Origin of the sequence: Paraclostridium dentum (assembly GCF_012922555.1) — a bacterium.
Lineage (GTDB): Bacteria > Bacillota > Clostridia > Peptostreptococcales > Peptostreptococcaceae > Paraclostridium > Paraclostridium dentum.
Genome location: NZ_WIPK01000022.1, coordinates 1 through 21,931, shown reverse-complemented (window position 1 = coordinate 21,931; position 21,931 = coordinate 1). Strand labels below are relative to the sequence as shown.

The window sequence follows — 21,931 nt, the reverse complement described above, 5'->3', positions numbered from 1 at the left end:
TAAACTCAATAGCAATAGAAGAAGGATTAAGATTCGCAATAAGAGAAGGTGGAAGAACAGTAGCATCAGGTGTTGTTTCTTCTATAATAGAGTAATCTATTATCCACTGTATATATAAAAGGAAGATGTTTAACATCTTCCTTTTTTTATTGGCTTATTTAAAAATAAAAAACATTGACAAAATTGTTGAAAGAATATATACTATCTTAGTACCCGTTAAGATTCTCAACACAAAATTTGTAGTAAGTTTTACATACAAAAAATATTTTGTAAAATTATAAAAAAAACTTGAAAAAAAGTAAAAAATAATATAAAATATAATAGTGTGCTTGAGAGATGCGAAATGAAAGACAAGTAAAGTAATATCCTAGAGATAGGCGACGAGATGCCGATTTTTAAAAAAACACAACACACCCGGAACTGTGTATCGGTATCAGTCGTGCGTAACCAAAAAAATTAAACGTACGATAAAGGAGGGAAACTAAAATGGCTAACAATGGAAAAATAAGAATAAGATTAAAGTCATATGATCACAAATTATTAGATTTTTCAGCTGCTAAAATAGTTGAAACTGCTAAAAAAGCTGGATCACAAGTTTCAGGACCTGTGCCACTACCAACTGAAAAGCAAGTTGTAACTATATTAAGAGCTGTACACAAGTATAAGGACTCTAGAGAGCAATTCGAAATGAGAACTCATAAGAGATTAATAGACATAGCAAACCCAACACCTAAGACAGTTGACTCATTAATGAAGTTAGACTTACCAGCTGGTGTTGATATAGAAATAAAGTTATAAGATAAGCCTCTAAGATACGATCCTATAAGGCAACTATCTTAGAATGATTATGAGAAATCATAATCCGCTGTAAGATTATAGGAGGTGCGATATGAAAGGAATATTAGGAAAAAAGTTAGGAATGACTCAAATATTCACTGAAGCAGGGAATGTAGTACCTGTAACTGTTGTTGAAGCAGGACCAGTAGTGGTTACTCAAATAAAAACAACAGAAAAAGAAGGATACAATGCAGTTCAAGTAGGTTTTGTAGATGCTAAAGAGAAATCTTTAAACAAGCCTCAAAAAGGACATCTTGCTGCTGCTAACGTATTAAAGAAACACTTAAAAGAATTCAGAATGGATTCAGTAGAAGAGTTCACAGTAGGACAAGAAATGAAAGCTGATATATTTGCAGCTGGAGAAATGATAGATGTTACTGGAACAAGTAAAGGTAAGGGATTCCAAGGTCCAATAAAGAGACATGGTCAATCAAGAGGTCCTGAATCTCACGGTTCTAGATACCACAGAAGACCAGGTTCAATGGGAGCATGTTCTTTCCCAGGTAGAGTTTTCAAAAACAAAAAACTTGCTGGTCACATGGGTAGCGTTACAGTAACTGTTCAAAACTTAGAAGTAGTTAGAGTAGATGCTGATAAGAACCTTATATTAGTTAAGGGTGCTATACCAGGAGCTAAAGGTTCAGTAGTAACTATAAAAGAAGCAGTAAAGGCTTCTAAATAATAACTAACCTAAGAAAGGAGGAAGCACAATGCCAAAATTAAATATATTAAATGTTAATGGACAAAATGTTGGAGAAATCGAATTAGCAGAAGCTATATTCGGTGTTGAAGTTAACGAGCACGTATTATACGAAGTAGTTAAAAATCAATTAGCAAACAAGAGACAAGGTACTCAATCTGCTAAAACTAGAGCAGAAGTTAGAGGTGGCGGAAGAAAACCTTGGAAACAAAAAGGAACTGGTAGAGCTAGACAAGGTTCTATAAGAGCTGTACAATGGGTTGGTGGAGGAGTTGCTTTTGCACCTAAGCCAAGAGATTACAGTTACACTTTACCAAAGAAAGTTAGAAGATTAGCTATAAAATCAGCTTTATCATCTAAAGTTCAAAACAACGAAATAATAGTTTTAGATGCTTTAAATATGGAAGCTCCAAAAACTAAAGAATTCGTTCAAATATTAAAGAACATAAATGCTTCTAAGAAAGCTTTAGTAGTAACAGCTGAAAAGAACGAGAACGTTGTAAAATCAGCTAGAAACATAGAAGGTGTTCAAGCTGCTACAGTTAATACTATAAACGTTTATGACATATTAAAGTACGATACTTTCGTAATAACTACAGACGCAGTTAAGAAAGTGGAGGAGGTGTACGCATAATGACTAATCCACATGATATAATAATGAAACCAGTTGTAACTGAACAAAGTATGACTGAAATGGTTGAGAAGAAATATACTTTTGTTGTTGCTAAAAGCGCAAACAAAACTGAAATAAAGAAAGCTGTAGAAAGCATATTCGGAGTTAAAGTTGATAAAGTAAATACTTTAAACTACGATGGAAAAGTTAAGAGAATGGGTAGAAACGAAGGAAGAACTGCAAGTTTCAAGAAAGCAGTAGTTAAGTTAGCTGCTGATAGTAAAGAAATAGAATTCTTCCAAGGTATGTAATTAACCTTAATAAACAAAGGAGGGAAAACAGATGGCTATAAAAAAGTTTAGACCAACTTCTCCTGCCTTAAGACAAATGACAGTTTTAGTTTCTGATGAAATAACTTGTAATGAACCAGAAAGATCTCTTTTAGTTTCATTAAAAAAGAATTCTGGAAGAAACGTACATGGTAAAATAACTGTTCGTCACAGAGGTGGAGGAAACAGAAGAAAATATAGAATAATAGATTTCAAGAGAAATAAAGATGGAATACCTGCTAAGGTTGCTACTGTTGAGTATGATCCAAATAGAACTGCTAACATAGCATTATTAAACTATGCTGACGGTGAAAAAAGATATATACTAGCTCCAGTTGGAATACAAGTTGGAGATACTATATTATCAGGACCAGAAGCTGATATAAAGCCAGGTAACGCAATGGCATTAAAAGATATGCCAGTTGGTACAGTAGTACACAACGTTGAATTAAAGCCAGGAAAAGGAGCTCAGTTAGTTAGATCTGCTGGAGCATCTGCTCAATTAATGGCTAAAGAAGGAAAAACTGCATTACTAAGATTACCATCAGGTGAAATGAGATTAGTAAGCATAAATTGTAAAGCTACAATAGGACAAGTTGGAAACTTAGAACACGGTAACGTTGTTATAGGTAAAGCTGGTAGAAAAAGACATATGGGTATAAGACCTACAGTTAGAGGTTCTGTAATGAACCCTTGTGACCATCCACACGGTGGAGGGGAAGGTAGATCTCCAATAGGTAGAGCTAATCCAGTTACTCCTTGGGGTAAACCAGCACTTGGATATAAAACTAGAAAGAAAAATAAAGCTTCTGATAAGTTAATCGTATCAAGAAGAACTAAGTAATAGATTTATTTTTGCTCGAAAGGAGGAAATAAAATGTCAAGATCAACTAAAAAAGGACCTTTTATACATGCAAGACTTTTAAAGAAGATAGAAGATATGAATGCTTCTGGAAATAGAGAAGTTATAAAGACTTGGTCAAGATCTTCAACTATATTCCCACAAATGGTTGAACATACAATAGCTGTACATGATGGAAGAAAACATGTGCCAGTTTATATAACTGAAGATATGGTTGGACACAAGTTAGGTGAATTCGTTCCTACAAGAACTTTCAAAGGGCACAAGGACGACGAAAAATCTAATAAGAGAAGATAATTAAAGATCTAACTAAGGAAGGAGGAAATTGTAATGGAAGCAAAAGCTACTGCAAAATACGTACGTGTATCACCTAGAAAAGCAGGTCAAATATGCGGCCTTGTTAGAGGAAAAAATGTTGATGAAGCTTTAGCAATATTAAAGTATACTCCAAGAGGAGCTGCTTCAATAATAGCTAAGGTTGTAAAATCAGCGAAAGCTAATGCAGAAAACAATCACGAGATGGATGTTGAAAATTTATATATAGCTTCAATAGTTGCTAATCAAGGACCAACTATGAAGAGATTCATGCCTAGAGCTATGGGTCGTGCAACTATGATAAGAAAGAGAACTTCTCACATAGAGGTTGTTCTTAAAGAGAAAAAATAATAATAGATAGGAGGGAAACACATGGGTCAAAAGGTTAATCCACACGGTTTAAGAGTCGGTGTTATAAAGGACTGGGACTCAAGATGGTTCGCAACTGATAAAAAAGAGTTCGGAAACTTATTATTAGAAGACCATAATATACGTAAATTCTTAAAGAATAAATTATACTCAGCTGGTGTTGCTAAGATAGAAATAGAAAGATCAGCAAACAAATTAAAGCTAGACTTACACGTTGCTAAGCCAGGTGTAGTTATAGGTAAAGGTGGAGCTGGAATAGAAGCTCTTAAAGCTGAGTTAGAAAAAATGACTAAGAAAAATGTTATAGTTAACATAGTAGAAGTTAGAAACCCTGATAAAGAAGCTCAATTAGTAGCTGAAAATATAGCTTTAGCTATAGAAAGAAGGGTTGCTTTCAGAAGAGCTATGAAGCAAGCAATACAAAGAGCTATGAAATCAGGAGTTAAAGGTATAAAAGTATCTGCTTCTGGTAGACTTGGTGGAGCTGAAATGGCTAGAACTGAAGGATACAGCGAAGGAAATGTACCTCTTCAAACAATAAGATCTGACATAGAGTACGGATTTGCTGAAGCAAACACTACTTATGGAAAGACTGGTATCAAAGTTTGGATATGCAACGGAGAAGTTTTACCAACTAGAAACGGTGTAAACCCAAGAGAAGATAGAAGAGATAACAATAGAAGAGATAGAAGAGACAACAGAAGAAACGATAGAAGAAACGACAGAAGAAATGATAGATCTAACAACAATAGATCAAACAACAGAGGACCAAGACCTCAAAGAACTGAGAATAAACAAGCTTAATAGAAGCACAGTTAAGGAAGGAGGAAAATACTCATGTTAATGCCAAAAAGAGTAAAACGTCGTAGAGTACACAGAGGTAGCTTAGCTGGAAAGGCTCATAAAGGTAACAAAGTTACTTATGGAGAGTTCGGTTTAGTTGCTTTAGAGCCATCTTGGATAACTTCTAACCAAATAGAAGCTGCCAGAATAGCTATGACTAGATATATAAAAAGAGGGGGAAAAGTTTGGATAAAGATATTCCCTCACAAACCAGTAACAAGAAAACCTGCAGAAACTCGTATGGGTGCTGGTAAAGGTTCACCAGAATACTGGGTAGCAGTAGTTAAACCAGGAAGAGTTATGTTCGAATTAGCAGGTGTTTCAGAAGATAAAGCTAGAGAAGCAATGAGACTTGCTATGCATAAACTTCCAGTTAAATGTAAGTTTGTGAAACGTGAAGATTTAGAAGTAGAGGGTGGTGAATAGGATGAAAGCTAAAGAACTAAGAGATTTAACAAGCGAAGAGTTAATGAACAAGTTAAATGGTTTTAAAAGTGAATTATTTAGCTTAAGATTCCAATTAGCTACTGGTCAATTAGAAAACACAGCAAGAATCAAGTTCGTTAAGAAAGATATAGCTAGAGTTAAAACTATACTTGCTGAAAGAAAGTTAAACGAAACTAGAGCTTAATTTTGGAAAGGAGGCTGTCAAACATGGAAAGAGGAAGAAGAAAAGTAAGAGTAGGCCGTGTTGTTAGTAATAAAATGGAAAAAACAATAGTTGTTGCTGTTGAAGATTTCGTACGTCATCCATTATATAACAAGCCAGTTAAGAGAACTAAGAAATTTAAGGCTCACGATGAAAACAACGTATGTAGCATCGGAGATAGAGTAAGAATAATGGAAACTAGACCTTTATCTAAAGACAAGAGATTCAGACTAGTTGACGTTATAGAGAAAGTTAAGTAGTTTGTAGAGAAGGAGGGATTACGATATGATACAACAAGAATCACGTCTAAGAGTTGCTGATAACTCAGGAGCTAAAGAACTTTTAACTATCCGTGTATTAGGCGGAAGTAAAAGAAGATATGGTAACATAGGTGACGTTATAGTTGCAACTGTTAAAAGTGCAACACCAGGTGGAGTTGTAAAAAAAGGTAAAGTAGTTAAAGCTGTTATAGTAAGAACTAAGCAAGGCGTAAGACGTAAAGATGGTAGTTATATATCATTCGACGAGAATGCTGCAGTTATCATAAAAGATGATAAAACTCCAGTAGGAACTCGTATATTCGGGCCTGTTGCTAGAGAGTTAAGAGACAACGACTTTATGAAGATAGTATCTCTTGCTCCAGAAGTACTATAATAAGGAGGTGCAATAGGACATGATGCGTGTTAAAAAAGGTGACACTGTTGTAGTTATAGCAGGAAAAGATAAAGGTAAAAAAGGTACAGTTGCTAAGGTTTTCACTAAAACTAATAAAGTATTAGTTGAAGGTGTTAACGTTATAACTAAACACCAAAAGCCAACTGCTGTTAACCCACAAGGTGGAATAATAAATAAAGAAGCCCCAATACACATATCTAACGTAATGCCAGTAGATCCTGAAACAGGAAAAGGTACTAGAGTTAGAGTTGAAGTTAAAGATGGGCAAAAAGTTAGAGTATCAGTAAAGAGCGGAAAAGAATTATAATAAGCTTGAAAGGAGGGACCACAAATGACTTCTAGATTACAAGAAAAATATGTTAAAGAAGTTGCTCCAGCTTTAATGGAGAAATTTGGATACAAAAATGTTATGGAAATACCTAAGTTAGAGAAAATAGTAATAAACATGGGTATAGGTGATGCAAGAGAAAATCCAAAAGGATTAGAAGCTGCAGTTGCAGAATTAGAAATGATATCTGGACAAAAGCCAGTTATAACAAAGGCTAGAAAATCAGTAGCTAACTTCAAATTAAGAGAAGGAATGCCTGTTGGAACTAAAGTTACTTTAAGAGCTGACAAGATGTTCTACTTCATGGACAAGTTAGTAAACATTTCTTTACCAAGAGTTAGGGACTTCAGAGGAGTTAATGCTAATGCATTCGATGGAAGAGGAAACTACGCTTTAGGATTAAAAGAGCAATTTATATTCCCTGAAATAGAGTACGACAAGGTTGACAAAGTAAGAGGAATGGATGTAATATTCGTAACTACAGCTAAAACTGATGAAGAAGCTAGTGAGTTATTAAGATTATTAGGAATGCCATATTCTAAGTAAATAAAGGAGGGATTCCAGTGGCTAGAAAAGCGATGGTTGTAAAACAACAAAAAAAGCAAAAGTACGCAACTAGAGAGTACACTAGATGTACAATATGTGGTAGACCACACTCTGTGCTAAGAAAATTCGGTATATGCCGTATATGCTTTAGAGAATTAGCTTATAAAGGTCAAATACCTGGTGTAAGAAAAGCAAGTTGGTAAGACTTGGTTAAAATGGAAGGAGGTTTACAATTATGACAATGACAGATCCAATAGCAGATATGTTAACACGTATAAGAAATGCTAACATGGTTAAGCATGAAACTGTTGATGTTCCTGCTTCTAATATGAAGAAAGAATTAGCTAGAATCTTATTAGAAGAAGGTTTCATAAGAGGGTACGATGTTATAGAAGATGGAAAGCAAGGAATAATAAGAATACAATTAAAGTACGGACAAATAGGCGAGAGAGTTATAACAGGATTAAAGAGAATATCTAAGCCTGGTATGAGAGTTTACGCTGCTAAAGAAGAATTACCAAAAGTATTAAACGGATTAGGTATATCAATAATATCTACTTCTAAAGGTATATTAACTGACAAGCAAGCTAGAAATGCAGGCGTTGGTGGAGAAGTAATCTGCTACGTTTGGTAATATAAACGAACAATGTAAGGAGGTGCAACTATGTCAAGAATAGGTGTTAAGCCAATAAACGTTCCTACAGGTGTTGAAGTAACTATAGCTGAGGATAACTTAGTTACAGTAAAAGGACCAAAAGGAACTTTAACAAAGCAATTCACTAATGAATTAGCTATAAAAAAAGAAGAAAATACTATATTAGTTGAAAGACCAACTAATAATAAAAAACATAGATCTTTACACGGATTAACTAGAACTTTAATAGATAATATGGTAGTAGGTGTTACTACTGGATTCGAAAAGAAGTTAGAGTTAGTTGGTGTTGGTTACAGAGCTCAAAAGCAAGGAAACAAGTTAGTTATGAACTTAGGATACTCTCATCCAGTTGAGATGGTAGATCCAGAAGGAATAACTGTTGAAGCTCCAAACCAAACTGAATTAGTTGTTAAAGGAATCGACAAGCAATTAGTAGGTAACTATGCTGCTAAGATAAGAGCTTGGAGAGAGCCAGAGCCATACAAAGGTAAAGGTATAAGATACGCTGGTGAAGTTGTAAGACGTAAAGAAGGTAAAACTGGTAAGAAATAATACCAAACATAAAAGCTAGAAAGGAGTGATCTCTGTGTTTAAAAAAGCTAACAAAAACGCAAATAGACTTCAAAGACATAAGAGAGTTCGTAGAAAAATAACTGGAACTACTCAAAGACCAAGATTATGTATATTTAGAAGTTCTAATAACATATATGCTCAAATAATAGATGATACAAACAGAGTAACTGTTGTTTCTGCATCTTCTTTAGAAGCTGAAATAAAAGGTGCTGTTAATCACTGTGGAAATAAAGAAGCAGCTAAAAAAGTTGGAGAACTTGTTGCTAAGAGAGCTGTAGAGAAAGGTATAACTGAAGTTGTATTTGACAGAGGTGGATACTTATATCACGGAAGAGTTCAAGAATTAGCAGAAGGTGCTAGAGAAGCTGGACTTAAGTTCTAATACAAAGGAGGGAAAATAATGCTACGTCGTAAACCAATAGATGCAAGACAACTTGATCTTCAAGAGAAAGTTATCGAAGTAAGACGTGTTACTAAGGTTGTTAAAGGTGGTAGAAACTTTAGATTTGCAGCTTTAGTAGTTGTTGGAGATGAAAACGGACACGTTGGTATAGGTGCTGGTAAAGCTATGGAAGTACCAGATGCTATAAGAAAAGCAGTTGAAGATGCTAAGAAGAATTTAATAACTGTACCTATGGTTGGTACAACTATACCTCACCAAACAAACGGACATTTTGGTGCTGGAAAAATATTAATAATGCCTGCTGCTCAAGGTACAGGAGTTATAGCTGGGGGACCTGCTAGAGCTGTACTTGAATTAGCTGGATTAAAGGATGTTAGAGCTAAATCTTTAGGAACTAACAACCCAAGAAACATGGTAAATGCTACAATAGAAGGTTTAAAATCTTTAAGAACAGCTGAAGATATAGCTAAACTTAGAGGTAAAAAAGTAGAAGATCTTCTAGGGTAAGGAGGTAGTAAAAAAATGGCTAAATTACAAATAAAGTTAGTTAGAAGTACAATAGGAACTACTCCTAACCAAAGAAAGAACGTAGAAGCGTTAGGATTAAGAAAAAGAGAGCAAGTAGTTGTTAAAGAAGACAACGCTCAAATGAGAGGTATAATAGCTAAAGTTAGTCACTTAGTAGAAGTTACTGAAATAGCTGAATAATAATAATTTAAACAAATACTAAGGGAGGTGCAATCCATGAAGTTACATGAATTAAGACCTGCTGAAGGTGCAGTTTCTTCTAAAAAAAGATTAGGAAGAGGTACTGCTACTGGACAAGGTAAAACTTCAGGACGTGGACAAAAAGGTCAAAAGTCTCGTTCAGGTGGTGGAGTAAGAGTTGGATTCGAAGGTGGACAAATGCCACTTGCTAGAAGACTTCCTAAGAGAGGATTCAAAAATCCTTGTAAGAAAGTTTACTCACTAGTTAACGTAGAAACTTTAAATAGATTCGAAAACGGAACAGAAATAACAGCTGAATTACTTAAGTCAACTGGAGTAATAAGCAAAATAGAAAAAGACGGCGTTAAAATCTTAGGTGAAGGTAACTTAGAAAGAGCTTTAACTATAAAAGCTGCTAAGTTTACTGCTTCAGCGCAAGAAAAAATAGAAAAAGCTGGAGGAAAAGCAGAATTAGTTTAATCTAATCTGCTAACTCTTGGCCATAAGGCAGGGGTGAGTTTAACGTGCTGTCAAACTTAAAACAAGCTTGGAAAATAAAAGATGTAAGAAGAAAAATTTTATATACTTTGATGATGATTGTTATCTTTAGGATAGGATGTACAATTCCTGTTCCTGGAGTTAATAGAGATATTATAAAGGGAATGGTTGACGGAAACGGTCTTCTTTCCCTGTATAATATGTTTACAGGAGGAGCTTTTAGCAACTTTACCTTATTTGCATTAGGAATCAGTCCTTATATAACGGCATCTATAATCATTCAACTTTTAACTATTGGATTCCCGTCTCTTGAAGAACTTCAAAAGTCTGGTGAAGAAGGTAAGAAAAAGATAAATAAATACACTAAGTATACAGCATTAGGATTAGCTATAGTACAAGCTATCGGTATAACACTAGGAATAGTGAGACGTGCTTTACAAACAGATAGTGTATTTTTTATAGTTACTGTTATAGTCACATTAATTTCAGCAAGTATGCTTTTAATGTGGATGGGAGATAAGATTACTGAAAAAGGATTAGGTAATGGAAGCTCTGTAATAATATTTATAGGAATTATATCAAGAATTCCTAAAGACATAACTCAATCAATATCTCAATTTGAAAGCGGAAGCGTTGGATTATGGGTATTAATAGTTATGGCTGTAGTATCGCTTCTTACAGTAGCTGCGGTTACATATATACAAGAAGCTACAAGAAAAATACCTGTACAATATGCTAAAAGAGTTGTAGGAAGAAAAACATATGGGGGCCAAAACTCTCATATACCAATGAAAGTAAATCAATCTGGAGTTATTCCGGTTATATTTGCAAGTTCATTGTTAGCATTCCCACAAACTATAGCTATATTTATGGGAAAAGATGCTCAAGCATTTGTAACTAAATTCTTATCTCCAACTGGAGAGCCAGGATTCTGGATCTATTTAGTTATAGAAGTTGTATTAATAATATTCTTCTCTTATTTCTATACTACTATATCATTCAATACTGAGGATATAACTAATAATATGAAAAATAGTGGAGGTTTTATACCAGGTATAAGACCGGGTAATCCAACTATGGAATACTTAAATAGAATATTATCAAGATTAACTTTAGCAGGAGCATTATTCTTAGCTGTTATAGCTGTAATTCCTTCTATAATAGGTAAATTTACTGGCGTACATTTAAGTTTAGCTGGTACATCATTACTTATAGTTGTAGGTGTTGCATTAGAGCTTAAGAGACAGCTAGAATCAAATCTAGTAATGAGAAGCTATCAAGGCTTTTTAAAATAAATGGAGATGATCATATGAGAATAATATTACTTGGACCTCCTGGTGCGGGTAAGGGTACTCAAGCAGCAGGGATAGTAGAAAAATACAATATACCTCATATATCAACTGGAGATATATTCAGAAAGAATATAAAAGAAGGTACAGAACTTGGTAAAAAAGCTAAAGGATATATAGATCAAGGTCTTTTAGTTCCAGATGAATTAACAGTAGGTTTAGTTACTGATAGAATAGCTCAATCTGACTGTGAAAAAGGATTCATGTTAGATGGATTCCCAAGAAATGTAGCTCAAGCTCAACATTTAGATGAATATCTAAAAGAAGTTGGTATATCTTTAGACAAAGTTGTTAACATTGAAGTTGATAAAGATATATTAGTAGGTAGAGCAGTAGGTAGAAGAATCTGCAAATCTTGCGGAGCTACTTACCATGTTGAGTTTAATCCTCCAAAAGTAGATGGCGTATGCGATGTATGTGGAGGAGAACTTTACCAAAGAGCTGATGATAATGAAGAAACTGTATCAAAAAGAATACAAGTTTACTTAGATGAAACTAAGCCTTTAGTTAACTATTATTCTGAAGAAGGTATAATAGCTAATATAAATGGTCAACAATCTATAGATAGTGTATTTGGAGATATAGTTGAGGCTCTAGGAAGTGAAAAATAATGATTATTTTAAAATCTAAGCAAGAGATTGAACTTATGAGAGAATCAGGTAAAATCGTTGCTGAAACACATGAGATTTTAAGAGATGCTATTAAACCGGGAATATCTACTTTAGAGTTAGATGAAATAGCTGAAAATCATATTAGAAAATATAATGCTATCCCATCTTTTAAAGGTTATAACGGATTTAAAGGATCTATATGCGCTTCTATTAATGAAGAAGTTGTACATGGAATACCTGGATCTAAAACTTTAAAAGACGGAGATATTATAAGTATCGATATCGGTGCTTATTTTAAAGGATATCATGCAGATTCAGCAAAAACACATGCGGTAGGCATAATATCTGAAGAGGATAGGAAATTAATAGAAGTAACAAAAGAAAGCTTCTATGAAGGATTAAAGTTTGCTAAACTAGGATGTAGACTTTCTGACATTTCGCACGCAGTACAAACACATGTAGAAAACAACAATTTTTCTGTAGTTAGAGACCTTGTAGGACATGGAGTTGGTAAACAACTACATGAAGATCCTCAAATACCTAATTATGGACGTCCAGGTAAGGGCCCTAAACTTAAAGAGGGTATGGTTCTTGCAATAGAGCCTATGGTTAACTATGGTACACACTATGTTAAAATGTTAGGTGATGGTTGGACGATTGTTACAAATGACTCTAAAAGGTCAGCTCATTATGAGCATACGATAGCTATTACTGAAGATGAACCTTTGATATTAACAAAGTTATAGTCGGAAATGTAGGTGGAAATTATGCTATCAAATAACATAAGTATAGGGCAAGTTGTTAAAAATACATCTGGAAGAGATGCTGGTAGATTGTTTTTCGTAGTAAAAATAATTGATGATAAGTATGTTCTTATCTCAGATGGTAAAAAAAGAAAACTTGAAAATCCTAAACTAAAAAAAGTTAAGCACTTGCAAAAGTATGATATTATTAATTGTATGGTTAAAAATAAGATAGAGTCAGATGAATCTATCACAAATACTTTTTTAAGAGCTGAACTTGGAAAGTTAAACAATGTTTAGCTTATTGAATGGAGGTTTGGTTAGTTAATGGCCAAAAAAGATGTTATAGAATTTGAGGGTACAGTTACAGAAAACTTACCTAATGCTATGTTTAAAGTCAAGCTAGAAAATGGACATGAAGTTTTATGTCATCTTTCTGGGAAGCTAAGAATGAACTTTATAAGGATTCTTGAAGGAGATAAAGTTAATGTTGAGCTTTCTCCATATGACCTTACAAGAGGAAGAATTACTTGGCGTAAGAAGTAGACTATCGATGCTAGTCTATAAGGAGGGATTAATAATGAAAGTAAGACCATCAGTAAAACCAATATGTGAAAAATGTAAAGTAATAAAGAGAAAAGGTAGAGTAATGGTTATATGTGAAAATCCTAAGCACAAGCAAAAGCAAGGTTAATAAATTGTGCTAGCATTTTGTTAAATATTATAGTATAATATCATATTGTGATAATTAACAAACTTTTTTTGGATTTTATATAAACATGAACCGGAATTAACTTATTATTTAAGAAAATTTAATCATGAAAAAAGTTAAAAAAGTTAAGTTGTAGGAGGTGCAAAGTATGGCAAGAATAGCTGGGGTAGATTTACCTAGAGAAAAAAGAGCAGAAATAGGCTTAACATATATCTACGGTATAGGTAAGGCAACTGCTAACGAAATATTAGCTAAAGCTGACATAGATCCTAACGTAAGAATCAAAGATTTATCTGAAGATCAAGTAAATGACTTAAGAAAGATAATAGACAATGATTTCTTAGTTGAGGGAGATTTAAGAAGAGAAATAGCTTTAAACATAAAGAGATTAAGAGATATAAAATGTTACAGAGGTATGAGACATGCTAAAGGTCTTCCTCTAAGAGGTCAAAAGACTAAGACTAACGCTAGAACTAGAAAAGGTCCTAGAAAGACTGTATCTCGTAAGAAGAAGAAGTAATAGTTAGAAGAGGAGGGAAGAATAATGGCTAAACCAAAAAAGAAAGTTACACGTGTTAGAAGAAGAGAGCGTAAAAACATAGAACGTGGACATGCTCATATACAATCAACTTTTAACAATACTATAATAACTTTAACAGACGTTCATGGTAACGCATTATCTTGGGCAAGTTCTGGACAATTAGGATTCAAAGGATCAAGAAAAGCAACTCCATTTGCATCTCAAATGGCTGCTGAAACAGCTGCTAAAGCTGCAATGGAACACGGATTAAAGACTGTAGAAGTATTCGTAAAAGGACCAGGTTCTGGTAGAGAAGCTGCTATAAGAGCTTTACAAGCAACTGGATTAGAAGTAACTATGATAAAAGACGTTACTCCAATACCACACAACGGATGTAGACCACCAAAAAGAAGAAGAGTGTAATATAGGAGGTGTAATTAATGGCAAGATATACAGGTGCATCATGTAGACAATGTCGTAGAGAAGGAATGAAGTTATTCCTTAAAGGTGACAGATGTTATACTGACAAATGTGCTATAGTTAAAAGAAACTATGCTCCAGGACAACATGGACAAGGAAGAAAGAAAGTTTCTAACTATGGATTACAATTAAGAGAAAAACAAAAAGTTAAGAGAATATATGGAGTTTTAGAAACTCAATTCAGAAATTTATATGAGCGTGCTGAGAAAACACCTGGAATAACAGGGGAAAACTTATTAAGCTTATTAGAAAGAAGATTAGACAACGTAGTTTACAGAATGGGATTAGCATCTTCTAGAAAAGAAGCTAGACAATTAGTAAGACACGGTCACTTCACTTTAAACGGACATAAGGTAGATATACCTTCTTTAACAGTTTCTAATGGAGATGTTATAGCTGTTAAAGAAACATCTAAATCTTCTGCAAAATTCAAAGGATTAGTTGAAAATAGCTCAAGAATAGCTCCTAAATGGTTAGATGCTAGCTTAGAGAACATGACAGCTTCTGTTGTTGCTAATCCAGGAAGAGAAGATATAGATCTTGAAATAGCTGAACACTTAATAATAGAGCTTTACTCTAAGTAATAAGTATAGTTATAAAAAATATTTTAAGATTTTGTTTACCCTCAGTGGATTAATAAATTTTAAGGAGGGTTTTGTCCATGATAGAAATAGAAAAACCAAGAGTAGATATAATTGAAATTAGCGAAGACCATAGATATGGTAAATTCGTTATAGAGCCTCTAGAAAGAGGATATGGAATAACTATAGGTAATGCACTAAGAAGAATATTATTATCTTCTTTACCAGGAGTAGCTGTTAACTCTATAAGAATAGATGGAGTTCTTCATGAATTCACAACAGTGTCTGGTGTTAAAGAAGATGTTACAGAAATAATATTAGCATTAAAAGAATTATCAGCTACTATAGATGGTGAAGGAAGTAGAACACTTAAAATAGAAGCACAAGGACCATGCACAGTAACAGGTGCTGACATAATATGTCCTCCAGATGTTGAAATAATAAGTAAAGATTTACATATAGCTACGCTAGATGATAATTCTAAACTTAACATGGAAATATCTGTTAACAAAGGAAGAGGTTATGTATCTTCTGAAGACAATAAAACAGAGCATATGCCTATAGGAGTTCTTCCTGTAGACTCAATATATACTCCTGTTGAAAAAGTTAGCTACCATGTAGAAAATACTAGAGTTGGTCAAAAATCAGATTACGATAAATTAATACTTGAAGTTTGGACTAATGGAAGTATAAATCCTCAAGAAGGAATATCACTTGCAGCTAAGGTTCTAGTTGAACATCTAAACCTATTCATAGATTTAACAGAGCATGTAAGCAATGTTGAAATAATGGTAGAAAAAGAAGAAGATCAAAAAGAAAAAGTTCTAGAGATGACTATCGAAGAACTTGACTTATCAGTTAGATCTTACAACTGTTTAAAGAGAGCGGGAATAAATACAGTTGAAGAATTAGCTAATAGATCTGAAGAAGATATGATGAAAGTTAGAAACTTAGGTAAAAAATCATTAGAAGAAGTTATCCAAAAGTTAGAAGAACTTGGATTAAATCTTAAACCAAGCGAAGAGTAAGTGCAAAGGAGGGATAAGCATGGCTAAGTACCGTAAATTAGGACGTGTAACTGCTCATAGAAATCTTATGTTAAGAAACTTAGTAACAGACTTACTAAGAAATGGAAAAATAGAAACTACAGTTACTAGAGCAAAAGAAACTCGTAGAATGGCAGAAAAGATGATAACTCTTGCTAAGAGAGGGGATCTTCATGCTAGAAGACAAGTTTTAGCTTATGTTTTAGATGAGACAGTAGTTAACAACTTATTCACTGATATAGCTCCGAAATATGCAGAGAGAAACGGTGGATACACTAGAATAATAAAAATAGGACCAAGAAGAGGCGACGCTGCTGAAATGGCTCTAATAGAATTAGTATAGTATATAAAGGATTAGGCTTAGCCTAGTCCTTTTTTTATATTCAAGAAAAAAATGATGATAAACTATAAAACAAGATTTATATATTTAAATGAAAAAATTTAAGTACATAATAAAAATACTGAATTTACAAAATGAATTATATGTCTAGTTATGAATGTGAATAATTTTTTTGTTTTACAAATAACTTTTGAAATTTAATGAATGATAAAATGAAATATAAAGTTAGACACTTGTATTTTAGGTGGATTTTTATATTAATTTAGAATTTAAATTGTGTTATAATACAATAGAAATTGTAAATTAAGAGCACTACTAACAAAAGGAGAAAAGTTTATGAAAGTTAATGATATAGTAAGTGTTGAAGATATTTCATTTGAATATGTAACAGAAGAGGATAAGTTTAAAGCTATAGATAACTTAAGTTTGAATGTAAAACAAGGAGAGTTTGTTGTAGTTATAGGTCATAATGGATCTGGAAAATCAACTCTTTCTAAAAACTTAAATGCAATTCTTATGCCAACGACTGGAAATATTTATATAAATGGATTAAATACAAAAGAAGAAAAAAATTTATGGGATATTAGGCAAACTGCAGGTATGGTATTTCAAAACCCAGATAATCAAATAGTAGCCACTATAGTAGAAGAAGATGTTGCGTTTGGTCCTGAAAATTTAGGTATAGATCCCCCAGAAATAAGAAAAAGGGTAGAAGAGTCTCTTAAAAGCGTAGGAATGTATGATATGAGAGATAGACAACCTCATTTATTATCAGGAGGGCAGAAACAAAGGGTAGCAATAGCAGGTATAATAGCTATGAAGCCTAAATGCATAATATTTGATGAGGCTACAGCCATGTTAGATCCATCTGGAAGAAAAGAAGTAATGAAAACAATTAAAAGATTAAATAAAGAAGAGAATATAAGTATAATGCATATAACTCACTTTATGGAAGAAGCTGTTGATGCAGATAGGGTTATTGTTATGGAAAAAGGGAAAAAAGTATTGGAAGGTACTCCTAAAGAAGTTTTTTCCAAAGTGAAAATGTTAAAAAGTATAGGGTTAGATGTGCCGTGTATGACTGAATTAAGTAAAGAACTTAAAGAAGAAGGATTAGATATAGATGGAGATATATTAACTGTAGATGAGATGGTGGTGAAACTATGTCAATTGTAATAAAAAATTTAACTCATATATATAATGAAGGGTTACCATTTGAAAGTAGAGCTTTAGATGATATAACATTAGAGATCAAATCAGGTGATTTTGTTGGATTAATAGGTCATACAGGCTCTGGAAAATCTACTTTAATTCAACATCTAAATGGAATTCTTAAACCCTCATCAGGAAAAATTTTAATAAATGAATTTGATATAACCGATAAAAATTTAAACTTAACAGATATAAGAAAAAAAGTAGGTGTTGTATTCCAATATCCTGAGTATCAGCTATTTGAAGAAACTGTCGAAAAGGATATAGCTTTTGGACCTTCAAATTTAGGTTTAGGAGAAGAAGAGATAAGCAATAGGATTAAAGCATCTATGGAAGCTGTCGGGCTTGATTATGAAGCGTTTAAAGATAAATCACCTTTTGAGTTATCAGGAGGTCAAAAAAGAAGGGTAGCAATAGCTGGAGTTATAGCTATGAATCCAGAAGTGTTAATACTAGATGAACCAACAGCAGGATTAGACCCAAAAGGTAGAGATGAAATTTTCAAGTTAATAAAAGACTTACATGAAGAAAAGAATATGACGATAATATTATCTTCTCATAGCATGGATGACATGGCTAAGTTAGTAAAGACTATAATAGTTATGAATTCAGGTAAAGTTGAGTTTATGGGACCTACAAGAGAAGTGTTTAATAACCACTCTAGTAGACTTAAAGAGATTGGCTTAGATATACCTCAAGTATTGGAATTATCTATAAAATTAAAAGAACATGGGTTTGAGATAAAAGAAGATGCAATTACTATAGAAGAAATTAAAAACGAAATAATAAGAGTTATGAGAGGTAAGGGAAAATGTTAAAAGATATAACAATAGGCCAATATTATCCTACAAACTCGAGTATTCATAAATTAGATGCTAGAGTTAAGCTTATAGCAACGTTTATATTTATGATATCTTTGTTTATAATAAATAAATTTTGGCCATATTTAATAGTGGTAGGAAGCTTAATTGCAGTAATAGGTTTATCTAAAATACCAGGAAAGTTCATTATGAAAGGATTAAAACCTTTAAAATGGATTATAATATTTACATTTGTAATTAATATATTTTTTATACCTGGAGACCCTATATGGTCATTTGGATTTGTAAAGATAACATACCAAGGTGTTAGTCAAGCTATATTTATGGCTTTAAGACTTATATTCTTGGTTGTAGGGACATCTCTTTTAACACTTACTACATCACCTATAGAACTTACAGATGGTATAGAGAGACTATTAAATCCTTTTAAAAAAATAGGATTTCCAGTTCATGAGTTAGCTATGATGATGACTATAGCTCTAAGATTTATACCTACTTTATTAGATGAGACAGATAAAATAATGAAAGCTCAAATGTCTAGAGGAGCAGATTTTGAAAGTAAAAATATCATAAATAGAGCTAAGAACCTAGTTCCATTATTAATACCTTTATTTATTAGTGCTTTTAGAAGGGCTGATGAGTTAGCTATGGCTATGGAAGCTAGATGTTATAGAGGTGGAGATAATAGAACTAAGATGAAAGAGTGTATAATGACTAAAGCAGATTATATAGCATATGTTGTACAAGTTTTATACTTAGGAATTATAGTGTTCATAAGATTTGTTTAAAGAGGTATAATATGAGAAATATAAAATTAACTATCCAATATAATGGTAAAAGATTTTGTGGATGGCAAAAGCAAAATGATTCATTGGGTATTCAAGGTAATATTGAACAATCAATAAAAGATATAACTAATGAGAGTGTAAAAATAAATGGATCTGGAAGAACAGATGCAGGGGTTCATGCGTTGGGGCAAGTTGCAAATTTTAATACGGAGTGTAATATTCCTATTGAAAAAATACCTAATGCATTAAACTCTAAGTTGCCGAAAGATATAGTTATAATAAATGCGGAAGAAGTTAATTTAGATTTTCACTCTAGATATTCAGCTAAAGGAAAAAGATATAGATATATTATATATAACAATCGATATAGAAGCCCTATATATAGTGATATTTCTTATTTTGTAAAATATGATTTAGACTTTAAAAAGATGAAAAAAGAAGCTGAATCATTAAAAGGAACACATGATTTTAAGGGATTTATGAGCTCGGGATCAAGTGTTAAAGATACAGTTAGAACTATTTATGATATAGATATTTCAAAGTGTGAAGACTTGATAGTTATAGAGATTGAAGGTAATGGATTTTTATATAATATGGTTAGGATTATAGTTGGAACGTTAGTTGATATAGGAAGAGGAAAAATAGATAATAGCATGTCGAGCATAATAGAATCAAAGTTGAGATCGATGGCAGGACATACGGCTCCAGCACACGGATTATTTCTCAAAAAAGTTGATTATTAGCTTGACACACTAGGGTGCATGTATTAAAATATACAAGAGTGTGTTAATAAGTCCACTTGCCCCGGACTTGACATAGACGGTAAAATATCATATGGAAATAAGATAAGGAGGGACTTGTAATGAAAAGTTATATAGCTAAACCAGCTGACGTACAAAGAAAATGGTACGTAGTTGATGCTGAAGGAAAAACATTAGGTCGTATGGCTACTGAAATAGCTACAATATTAAGAGGAAAGCATAAACCAACTTTCACTCCTCACGTTGATGGTGGAGATTTCGTTGTTGTTGTAAATGCTGATAAAGTAGTTTTAACAGGAAAGAAATTAGATCAAAAGATGTACAGATACCACACTGGATATGTAGGTGGATTAAAAGAAATAACATATAGAGAAATGATGGAAAAGAAACCTGAAGAGGTTGTTATGCATGCTGTTAGCGGTATGTTATGTAAGAACAAATTAAGAAGCAGAATGATGACTAGATTAAGAGTATTTGCTGGACCAAACCACGGACACGAAGCTCAAAATCCAGAAGTTTTAAACTTTAAATAATCATAACGGGTGAAAGGAGGAGTTAATCATGGCTAACGTTCAATACTATGGAACAGGAAGAAGAAAACACTCTGTAGCAAGAGTAAGATTAGTTGCAGGTGAAGGAAATATAATAGTAAATGGAAGAAAAGTTGAAGAATTCTTCAACTATGAAACTTTAATAAGAGATGTTAAACAACCATTAGTTTTAACAGGAACTGAAAACAAATACGATGTTATAGTAAAAGTTGAAGGTGGAGGATTCACTGGACAAGCTGGAGCTATAAGACATGGTATATCTAGAGCTTTATTAACAGTAGATGCTGAGTTAAGACCAGCTTTAAAGAAAGAAGGTTTCTTAACTAGAGATGCTAGAATGAAGGAAAGAAAGAAATACGGATTAAAGGCAGCAAGAAGAGCTCCACAATTCTCAAAGAGATAATTATATATGTTTACTCAAAGACTTTGGAATATTCCAAAGTCTTTTTTTATATAATATATGGGGTGATATTATATGAAATATATTAAGCATGTAAGTTTGATTGGAGCTCTTTTATGTTTTTTGGCTATATTTATATTTGAAGTCAAAAAGAATTCTCAAGATGTATTAACGTACATGCCTGTGACTAATAAGGTTATTCTTTTAGATGCAGGACATGGGGGGATAGATCCAGGGGCTTTGAGTGATGATGAGTCTGTGGAAGAAAAAGATATAAACTTACAAATAACATTGAAGCTAAGAGAGTTGTTAGAATCAAGTGGATGTTTAGTATTGTTAACTAGAGAAGATGACGTTAGCTTGTACGAAGAGAGCCCAGATAAGACAACTAGACAGAAGTACAATGAAAATCTAAAAAATAGAAAGAAAATGATTGAAGAGTCAGGTGTAGATGCGTTTGTATCTGTTCATTTAAATAAATTTGAACAGAGTAAGTATTACGGAGCACAAACTTTTTATCCTCAAGGACAAGATGATAGTAAATTGTTATCGAAATTTATTCAAGATGAATTAAAAAGAGTTGTAGATGAAACAAATCAAAGAGAAGTTAAACCAAGTAATGATATTTATTTGTTAAAGGATAATAAAATTCCTTCAGTATTAATAGAGTGTGGTTTTTTATCTAATGAAAAAGAATCTAAACTGTTGAACGATGAAAAGTATCAAGAAAAAGTAGCGTGGGCTATATATGCAGGTATTCAAAAATATTTTGGAACAAATGTACATAATTAAATTGAAATATGTAAAAAATAACTTATATTTTTAAGTATATAAGTTATTTTTTTTATGTCCTTTTATGTCTATAAATGTAAAATTAAATATAAAAAAGAATAAATTGAATCGTAGGAATTCCAATACATTCAACTTTATAATGAAAATATTTTTTAATTAGGAATAAAAAAATATAAAAAAACTATTGACCTTATTAAATCAAGGTGGTATAGTATTACTTGTCCTTAAGAAAAGGGCAAAACAAATTAAGAACTTTGAAAATTAAACAGTAGGTTAATTATAAAAATTCTTTTTTAAAGAATTAAACACAAACAACCAAGC

At 32.7% G+C, this 21,931-nt stretch carries 40 protein-coding genes; all 40 read left to right on the top strand.

The annotated features are described in order from the left end of the window. A partial coding sequence (locus GFJ41_RS17035) for an EF-Tu C-terminal domain-related protein (RefSeq protein WP_332841179.1) occupies positions 1-95 on the top strand: 95 nt, incomplete at its 5' end. 391 nt (positions 96-486) lie between these two features. Next, on the top strand, positions 487-798 hold the full coding sequence (rpsJ, locus tag GFJ41_RS17030) for a 30S ribosomal protein S10 (RefSeq protein WP_021431502.1): 312 nt from the start codon (positions 487-489) through the stop codon (positions 796-798). Positions 799-889: 91 nt separating this feature from the next. Next, positions 890-1,519 carry a 50S ribosomal protein L3 gene (gene rplC, locus GFJ41_RS17025; RefSeq protein ID WP_025162558.1) on the top strand — a complete coding sequence of 210 codons (630 nt, stop codon included), beginning with the start codon at positions 890-892 and terminating at the stop codon, positions 1,517-1,519. Between the two features lie 28 nt (positions 1,520-1,547). After that, positions 1,548-2,171 (top strand): 50S ribosomal protein L4, encoded by a 624-nt coding sequence (rplD, locus tag GFJ41_RS17020; protein ID WP_021431504.1) that lies wholly within the window; start codon positions 1,548-1,550, stop codon positions 2,169-2,171. After that, positions 2,171-2,461 carry a 50S ribosomal protein L23 gene (rplW, locus tag GFJ41_RS17015; RefSeq protein ID WP_025162559.1) on the top strand — a complete coding sequence of 97 codons (291 nt, stop codon included), beginning with the start codon at positions 2,171-2,173 and terminating at the stop codon, positions 2,459-2,461. The genes rplD and rplW overlap by 1 nt, the downstream gene beginning before the upstream one ends. Positions 2,462-2,492: 31 nt before the next feature. After that, a complete protein-coding gene (rplB, locus tag GFJ41_RS17010) occupies positions 2,493-3,323 on the top strand; it encodes a 50S ribosomal protein L2 (protein ID WP_025162560.1) in 831 nt (276 codons plus the stop codon). Between the two features lie 33 nt (positions 3,324-3,356). Beyond that, positions 3,357-3,638 (top strand): 30S ribosomal protein S19, encoded by a 282-nt coding sequence (gene rpsS, locus GFJ41_RS17005; RefSeq protein ID WP_021428212.1) that lies wholly within the window; start codon positions 3,357-3,359, stop codon positions 3,636-3,638. A 33-nt stretch (positions 3,639-3,671) separates the two neighbouring features. Next, a complete protein-coding gene (gene rplV / locus GFJ41_RS17000; RefSeq protein ID WP_021428211.1) occupies positions 3,672-4,007 on the top strand; it encodes a 50S ribosomal protein L22 in 336 nt (111 codons plus the stop codon). Positions 4,008-4,028: 21 nt separating this feature from the next. Next, a complete protein-coding gene (gene rpsC / locus GFJ41_RS16995) occupies positions 4,029-4,829 on the top strand; it encodes a 30S ribosomal protein S3 (protein ID WP_021428198.1) in 801 nt (266 codons plus the stop codon). A gap of 33 nt (positions 4,830-4,862) precedes the next feature. Next, positions 4,863-5,294 carry a 50S ribosomal protein L16 gene (gene rplP, locus GFJ41_RS16990; RefSeq protein WP_021428207.1) on the top strand — a complete coding sequence of 144 codons (432 nt, stop codon included), beginning with the start codon at positions 4,863-4,865 and terminating at the stop codon, positions 5,292-5,294. A 1-nt stretch (position 5,295) separates the two neighbouring features. After that, positions 5,296-5,499: a 50S ribosomal protein L29 gene (gene rpmC / locus GFJ41_RS16985; RefSeq protein ID WP_021122014.1), complete on the top strand. Its 204-nt coding sequence runs from the start codon at positions 5,296-5,298 to the stop codon at positions 5,497-5,499. Positions 5,500-5,522: 23 nt separating this feature from the next. After that, the gene (gene rpsQ, locus GFJ41_RS16980) at positions 5,523-5,777 is read left to right on the top strand and encodes a 30S ribosomal protein S17 (protein ID WP_021428205.1); all 255 of its coding nucleotides are present in this window, start codon (positions 5,523-5,525) and stop codon (positions 5,775-5,777) included. Positions 5,778-5,802: 25 nt separating this feature from the next. Beyond that, complete coding sequence (gene rplN / locus GFJ41_RS16975; protein WP_021122016.1) at positions 5,803-6,171, top strand: 50S ribosomal protein L14; 369 nt, start codon at positions 5,803-5,805, stop codon at positions 6,169-6,171. Between the two features lie 22 nt (positions 6,172-6,193). Continuing rightward, positions 6,194-6,499: a 50S ribosomal protein L24 gene (gene rplX / locus GFJ41_RS16970; protein WP_021428210.1), complete on the top strand. Its 306-nt coding sequence runs from the start codon at positions 6,194-6,196 to the stop codon at positions 6,497-6,499. 24 nt (positions 6,500-6,523) lie between these two features. Continuing rightward, the gene (gene rplE, locus GFJ41_RS16965) at positions 6,524-7,066 is read left to right on the top strand and encodes a 50S ribosomal protein L5 (protein ID WP_021431508.1); all 543 of its coding nucleotides are present in this window, start codon (positions 6,524-6,526) and stop codon (positions 7,064-7,066) included. 17 nt (positions 7,067-7,083) lie between these two features. Then, positions 7,084-7,269 (top strand): type Z 30S ribosomal protein S14, encoded by a 186-nt coding sequence (locus GFJ41_RS16960; protein ID WP_021127555.1) that lies wholly within the window; start codon positions 7,084-7,086, stop codon positions 7,267-7,269. A gap of 32 nt (positions 7,270-7,301) precedes the next feature. Then, positions 7,302-7,700 (top strand): 30S ribosomal protein S8, encoded by a 399-nt coding sequence (gene rpsH, locus GFJ41_RS16955; protein WP_021428203.1) that lies wholly within the window; start codon positions 7,302-7,304, stop codon positions 7,698-7,700. Positions 7,701-7,730: 30 nt separating this feature from the next. Continuing rightward, on the top strand, positions 7,731-8,273 hold the full coding sequence (gene rplF / locus GFJ41_RS16950) for a 50S ribosomal protein L6 (protein ID WP_021431511.1): 543 nt from the start codon (positions 7,731-7,733) through the stop codon (positions 8,271-8,273). Positions 8,274-8,307: 34 nt separating this feature from the next. Further along, positions 8,308-8,676 (top strand): 50S ribosomal protein L18, encoded by a 369-nt coding sequence (gene rplR, locus GFJ41_RS16945; RefSeq protein ID WP_021428220.1) that lies wholly within the window; start codon positions 8,308-8,310, stop codon positions 8,674-8,676. 18 nt (positions 8,677-8,694) lie between these two features. Then, on the top strand, positions 8,695-9,204 hold the full coding sequence (rpsE, locus tag GFJ41_RS16940) for a 30S ribosomal protein S5 (protein WP_021428196.1): 510 nt from the start codon (positions 8,695-8,697) through the stop codon (positions 9,202-9,204). Between the two features lie 15 nt (positions 9,205-9,219). Then, on the top strand, positions 9,220-9,405 hold the full coding sequence (rpmD, locus tag GFJ41_RS16935) for a 50S ribosomal protein L30 (RefSeq protein ID WP_021127557.1): 186 nt from the start codon (positions 9,220-9,222) through the stop codon (positions 9,403-9,405). Positions 9,406-9,441: 36 nt separating this feature from the next. Next, complete coding sequence (gene rplO / locus GFJ41_RS16930; protein WP_021428219.1) at positions 9,442-9,885, top strand: 50S ribosomal protein L15; 444 nt, start codon at positions 9,442-9,444, stop codon at positions 9,883-9,885. Positions 9,886-9,929: 44 nt separating this feature from the next. Continuing rightward, a complete protein-coding gene (secY, locus tag GFJ41_RS16925; protein ID WP_021428206.1) occupies positions 9,930-11,198 on the top strand; it encodes a preprotein translocase subunit SecY in 1,269 nt (422 codons plus the stop codon). A 14-nt stretch (positions 11,199-11,212) separates the two neighbouring features. Then, a complete protein-coding gene (locus GFJ41_RS16920; RefSeq protein ID WP_170075904.1) occupies positions 11,213-11,863 on the top strand; it encodes an adenylate kinase in 651 nt (216 codons plus the stop codon). Then, on the top strand, positions 11,863-12,609 hold the full coding sequence (gene map, locus GFJ41_RS16915; protein ID WP_170075903.1) for a type I methionyl aminopeptidase: 747 nt from the start codon (positions 11,863-11,865) through the stop codon (positions 12,607-12,609). The genes GFJ41_RS16920 and map overlap by 1 nt, the downstream gene beginning before the upstream one ends. A gap of 21 nt (positions 12,610-12,630) precedes the next feature. After that, entirely contained in the window at positions 12,631-12,906 is a 276-nt protein-coding gene (locus GFJ41_RS16910) for a KOW domain-containing RNA-binding protein (RefSeq protein ID WP_021428194.1), read from the top strand. A gap of 27 nt (positions 12,907-12,933) precedes the next feature. After that, positions 12,934-13,152 (top strand): translation initiation factor IF-1, encoded by a 219-nt coding sequence (infA, locus tag GFJ41_RS16905; RefSeq protein ID WP_021122032.1) that lies wholly within the window; start codon positions 12,934-12,936, stop codon positions 13,150-13,152. A gap of 34 nt (positions 13,153-13,186) precedes the next feature. After that, positions 13,187-13,300 (top strand): 50S ribosomal protein L36, encoded by a 114-nt coding sequence (rpmJ, locus tag GFJ41_RS16900; protein WP_003373491.1) that lies wholly within the window; start codon positions 13,187-13,189, stop codon positions 13,298-13,300. Between the two features lie 166 nt (positions 13,301-13,466). Then, on the top strand, positions 13,467-13,838 hold the full coding sequence (gene rpsM / locus GFJ41_RS16895) for a 30S ribosomal protein S13 (RefSeq protein ID WP_021122034.1): 372 nt from the start codon (positions 13,467-13,469) through the stop codon (positions 13,836-13,838). A 24-nt stretch (positions 13,839-13,862) separates the two neighbouring features. After that, the gene (gene rpsK / locus GFJ41_RS16890) at positions 13,863-14,261 is read left to right on the top strand and encodes a 30S ribosomal protein S11 (RefSeq protein WP_021428214.1); all 399 of its coding nucleotides are present in this window, start codon (positions 13,863-13,865) and stop codon (positions 14,259-14,261) included. A 17-nt stretch (positions 14,262-14,278) separates the two neighbouring features. Then, positions 14,279-14,902, top strand: coding sequence for a 30S ribosomal protein S4 (gene rpsD, locus GFJ41_RS16885; protein ID WP_021428209.1), 624 nt, complete (start codon positions 14,279-14,281; stop codon positions 14,900-14,902). 77 nt (positions 14,903-14,979) lie between these two features. Continuing rightward, positions 14,980-15,927, top strand: coding sequence for a DNA-directed RNA polymerase subunit alpha (locus GFJ41_RS16880; RefSeq protein ID WP_021428208.1), 948 nt, complete (start codon positions 14,980-14,982; stop codon positions 15,925-15,927). 19 nt (positions 15,928-15,946) lie between these two features. Beyond that, complete coding sequence (rplQ, locus tag GFJ41_RS16875) at positions 15,947-16,288, top strand: 50S ribosomal protein L17 (protein ID WP_021122040.1); 342 nt, start codon at positions 15,947-15,949, stop codon at positions 16,286-16,288. Between the two features lie 333 nt (positions 16,289-16,621). Further along, positions 16,622-17,461 carry an energy-coupling factor transporter ATPase gene (locus GFJ41_RS16870; RefSeq protein WP_170075902.1) on the top strand — a complete coding sequence of 280 codons (840 nt, stop codon included), beginning with the start codon at positions 16,622-16,624 and terminating at the stop codon, positions 17,459-17,461. Then, complete coding sequence (locus GFJ41_RS16865) at positions 17,449-18,315, top strand: energy-coupling factor transporter ATPase (RefSeq protein WP_021428217.1); 867 nt, start codon at positions 17,449-17,451, stop codon at positions 18,313-18,315. Before GFJ41_RS16870 ends, GFJ41_RS16865 begins: the two co-directional genes overlap by 13 nt. Beyond that, positions 18,309-19,106, top strand: coding sequence for an energy-coupling factor transporter transmembrane component T family protein (locus tag GFJ41_RS16860; RefSeq protein ID WP_021428202.1), 798 nt, complete (start codon positions 18,309-18,311; stop codon positions 19,104-19,106). The genes GFJ41_RS16865 and GFJ41_RS16860 overlap by 7 nt, the downstream gene beginning before the upstream one ends. Before the next feature lie 11 nt (positions 19,107-19,117). Continuing rightward, on the top strand, positions 19,118-19,849 hold the full coding sequence (gene truA, locus GFJ41_RS16855; RefSeq protein ID WP_170075901.1) for a tRNA pseudouridine(38-40) synthase TruA: 732 nt from the start codon (positions 19,118-19,120) through the stop codon (positions 19,847-19,849). Between the two features lie 119 nt (positions 19,850-19,968). Beyond that, positions 19,969-20,400 carry a 50S ribosomal protein L13 gene (gene rplM, locus GFJ41_RS16850; RefSeq protein ID WP_021428215.1) on the top strand — a complete coding sequence of 144 codons (432 nt, stop codon included), beginning with the start codon at positions 19,969-19,971 and terminating at the stop codon, positions 20,398-20,400. Positions 20,401-20,428: 28 nt separating this feature from the next. Next, positions 20,429-20,821 carry a 30S ribosomal protein S9 gene (gene rpsI, locus GFJ41_RS16845; RefSeq protein ID WP_021431517.1) on the top strand — a complete coding sequence of 131 codons (393 nt, stop codon included), beginning with the start codon at positions 20,429-20,431 and terminating at the stop codon, positions 20,819-20,821. 72 nt (positions 20,822-20,893) lie between these two features. Continuing rightward, complete coding sequence (cwlD, locus tag GFJ41_RS16840; protein WP_021431518.1) at positions 20,894-21,610, top strand: N-acetylmuramoyl-L-alanine amidase CwlD; 717 nt, start codon at positions 20,894-20,896, stop codon at positions 21,608-21,610. Positions 21,611-21,931 lie beyond the last annotated feature (321 nt).

Bases quoted from the DNA above. Each gene is read 5' to 3' on its own strand.
- rpsE (WP_021428196.1), top strand. From the start codon at position 8,695: ATGCTACGTCGTAAACCAATAGATGCAAGACAACTTGATCTTCAAGAG.
- rpsM (WP_021122034.1), top strand. From the start codon at position 13,467: ATGGCAAGAATAGCTGGGGTAGATTTACCTAGAGAAAAAAGAGCAGAA.
- GFJ41_RS16880 (WP_021428208.1), top strand. From the start codon at position 14,980: ATGATAGAAATAGAAAAACCAAGAGTAGATATAATTGAAATTAGCGAA.
- GFJ41_RS16865 (WP_021428217.1), top strand. From the start codon at position 17,449: ATGTCAATTGTAATAAAAAATTTAACTCATATATATAATGAAGGGTTA.
- rpsK (WP_021428214.1), top strand. From the start codon at position 13,863: ATGGCTAAACCAAAAAAGAAAGTTACACGTGTTAGAAGAAGAGAGCGT.
- rpsD (WP_021428209.1), top strand. From the start codon at position 14,279: ATGGCAAGATATACAGGTGCATCATGTAGACAATGTCGTAGAGAAGGA.
- rpsQ (WP_021428205.1), top strand. From the start codon at position 5,523: ATGGAAAGAGGAAGAAGAAAAGTAAGAGTAGGCCGTGTTGTTAGTAAT.
- GFJ41_RS16910 (WP_021428194.1), top strand. From the start codon at position 12,631: ATGCTATCAAATAACATAAGTATAGGGCAAGTTGTTAAAAATACATCT.
- rplP (WP_021428207.1), top strand. From the start codon at position 4,863: ATGTTAATGCCAAAAAGAGTAAAACGTCGTAGAGTACACAGAGGTAGC.
- rplX (WP_021428210.1), top strand. From the start codon at position 6,194: ATGCGTGTTAAAAAAGGTGACACTGTTGTAGTTATAGCAGGAAAAGAT.
- GFJ41_RS16860 (WP_021428202.1), top strand. From the start codon at position 18,309: ATGTTAAAAGATATAACAATAGGCCAATATTATCCTACAAACTCGAGT.
- rplQ (WP_021122040.1), top strand. From the start codon at position 15,947: ATGGCTAAGTACCGTAAATTAGGACGTGTAACTGCTCATAGAAATCTT.
- rpsJ (WP_021431502.1), top strand. From the start codon at position 487: ATGGCTAACAATGGAAAAATAAGAATAAGATTAAAGTCATATGATCAC.
- infA (WP_021122032.1), top strand. From the start codon at position 12,934: ATGGCCAAAAAAGATGTTATAGAATTTGAGGGTACAGTTACAGAAAAC.
- truA (WP_170075901.1), top strand. From the start codon at position 19,118: ATGAGAAATATAAAATTAACTATCCAATATAATGGTAAAAGATTTTGT.
- rplC (WP_025162558.1), top strand. From the start codon at position 890: ATGAAAGGAATATTAGGAAAAAAGTTAGGAATGACTCAAATATTCACT.
- rplO (WP_021428219.1), top strand. From the start codon at position 9,442: ATGAAGTTACATGAATTAAGACCTGCTGAAGGTGCAGTTTCTTCTAAA.
- GFJ41_RS16870 (WP_170075902.1), top strand. From the start codon at position 16,622: ATGAAAGTTAATGATATAGTAAGTGTTGAAGATATTTCATTTGAATAT.
- rpsI (WP_021431517.1), top strand. From the start codon at position 20,429: ATGGCTAACGTTCAATACTATGGAACAGGAAGAAGAAAACACTCTGTA.
- rpsH (WP_021428203.1), top strand. From the start codon at position 7,302: ATGACAATGACAGATCCAATAGCAGATATGTTAACACGTATAAGAAAT.
- map (WP_170075903.1), top strand. From the start codon at position 11,863: ATGATTATTTTAAAATCTAAGCAAGAGATTGAACTTATGAGAGAATCA.
- rpmJ (WP_003373491.1), top strand. From the start codon at position 13,187: ATGAAAGTAAGACCATCAGTAAAACCAATATGTGAAAAATGTAAAGTA.
- rpsS (WP_021428212.1), top strand. From the start codon at position 3,357: ATGTCAAGATCAACTAAAAAAGGACCTTTTATACATGCAAGACTTTTA.
- rplD (WP_021431504.1), top strand. From the start codon at position 1,548: ATGCCAAAATTAAATATATTAAATGTTAATGGACAAAATGTTGGAGAA.
- cwlD (WP_021431518.1), top strand. From the start codon at position 20,894: ATGAAATATATTAAGCATGTAAGTTTGATTGGAGCTCTTTTATGTTTT.
- rplB (WP_025162560.1), top strand. From the start codon at position 2,493: ATGGCTATAAAAAAGTTTAGACCAACTTCTCCTGCCTTAAGACAAATG.
- GFJ41_RS16920 (WP_170075904.1), top strand. From the start codon at position 11,213: ATGAGAATAATATTACTTGGACCTCCTGGTGCGGGTAAGGGTACTCAA.
- rpsC (WP_021428198.1), top strand. From the start codon at position 4,029: ATGGGTCAAAAGGTTAATCCACACGGTTTAAGAGTCGGTGTTATAAAG.
- rplV (WP_021428211.1), top strand. From the start codon at position 3,672: ATGGAAGCAAAAGCTACTGCAAAATACGTACGTGTATCACCTAGAAAA.
- rplN (WP_021122016.1), top strand. From the start codon at position 5,803: ATGATACAACAAGAATCACGTCTAAGAGTTGCTGATAACTCAGGAGCT.
- rplM (WP_021428215.1), top strand. From the start codon at position 19,969: ATGAAAAGTTATATAGCTAAACCAGCTGACGTACAAAGAAAATGGTAC.
- rplF (WP_021431511.1), top strand. From the start codon at position 7,731: ATGTCAAGAATAGGTGTTAAGCCAATAAACGTTCCTACAGGTGTTGAA.
- rpmD (WP_021127557.1), top strand. From the start codon at position 9,220: ATGGCTAAATTACAAATAAAGTTAGTTAGAAGTACAATAGGAACTACT.
- rplW (WP_025162559.1), top strand. From the start codon at position 2,171: ATGACTAATCCACATGATATAATAATGAAACCAGTTGTAACTGAACAA.
- rpmC (WP_021122014.1), top strand. From the start codon at position 5,296: ATGAAAGCTAAAGAACTAAGAGATTTAACAAGCGAAGAGTTAATGAAC.
- rplE (WP_021431508.1), top strand. From the start codon at position 6,524: ATGACTTCTAGATTACAAGAAAAATATGTTAAAGAAGTTGCTCCAGCT.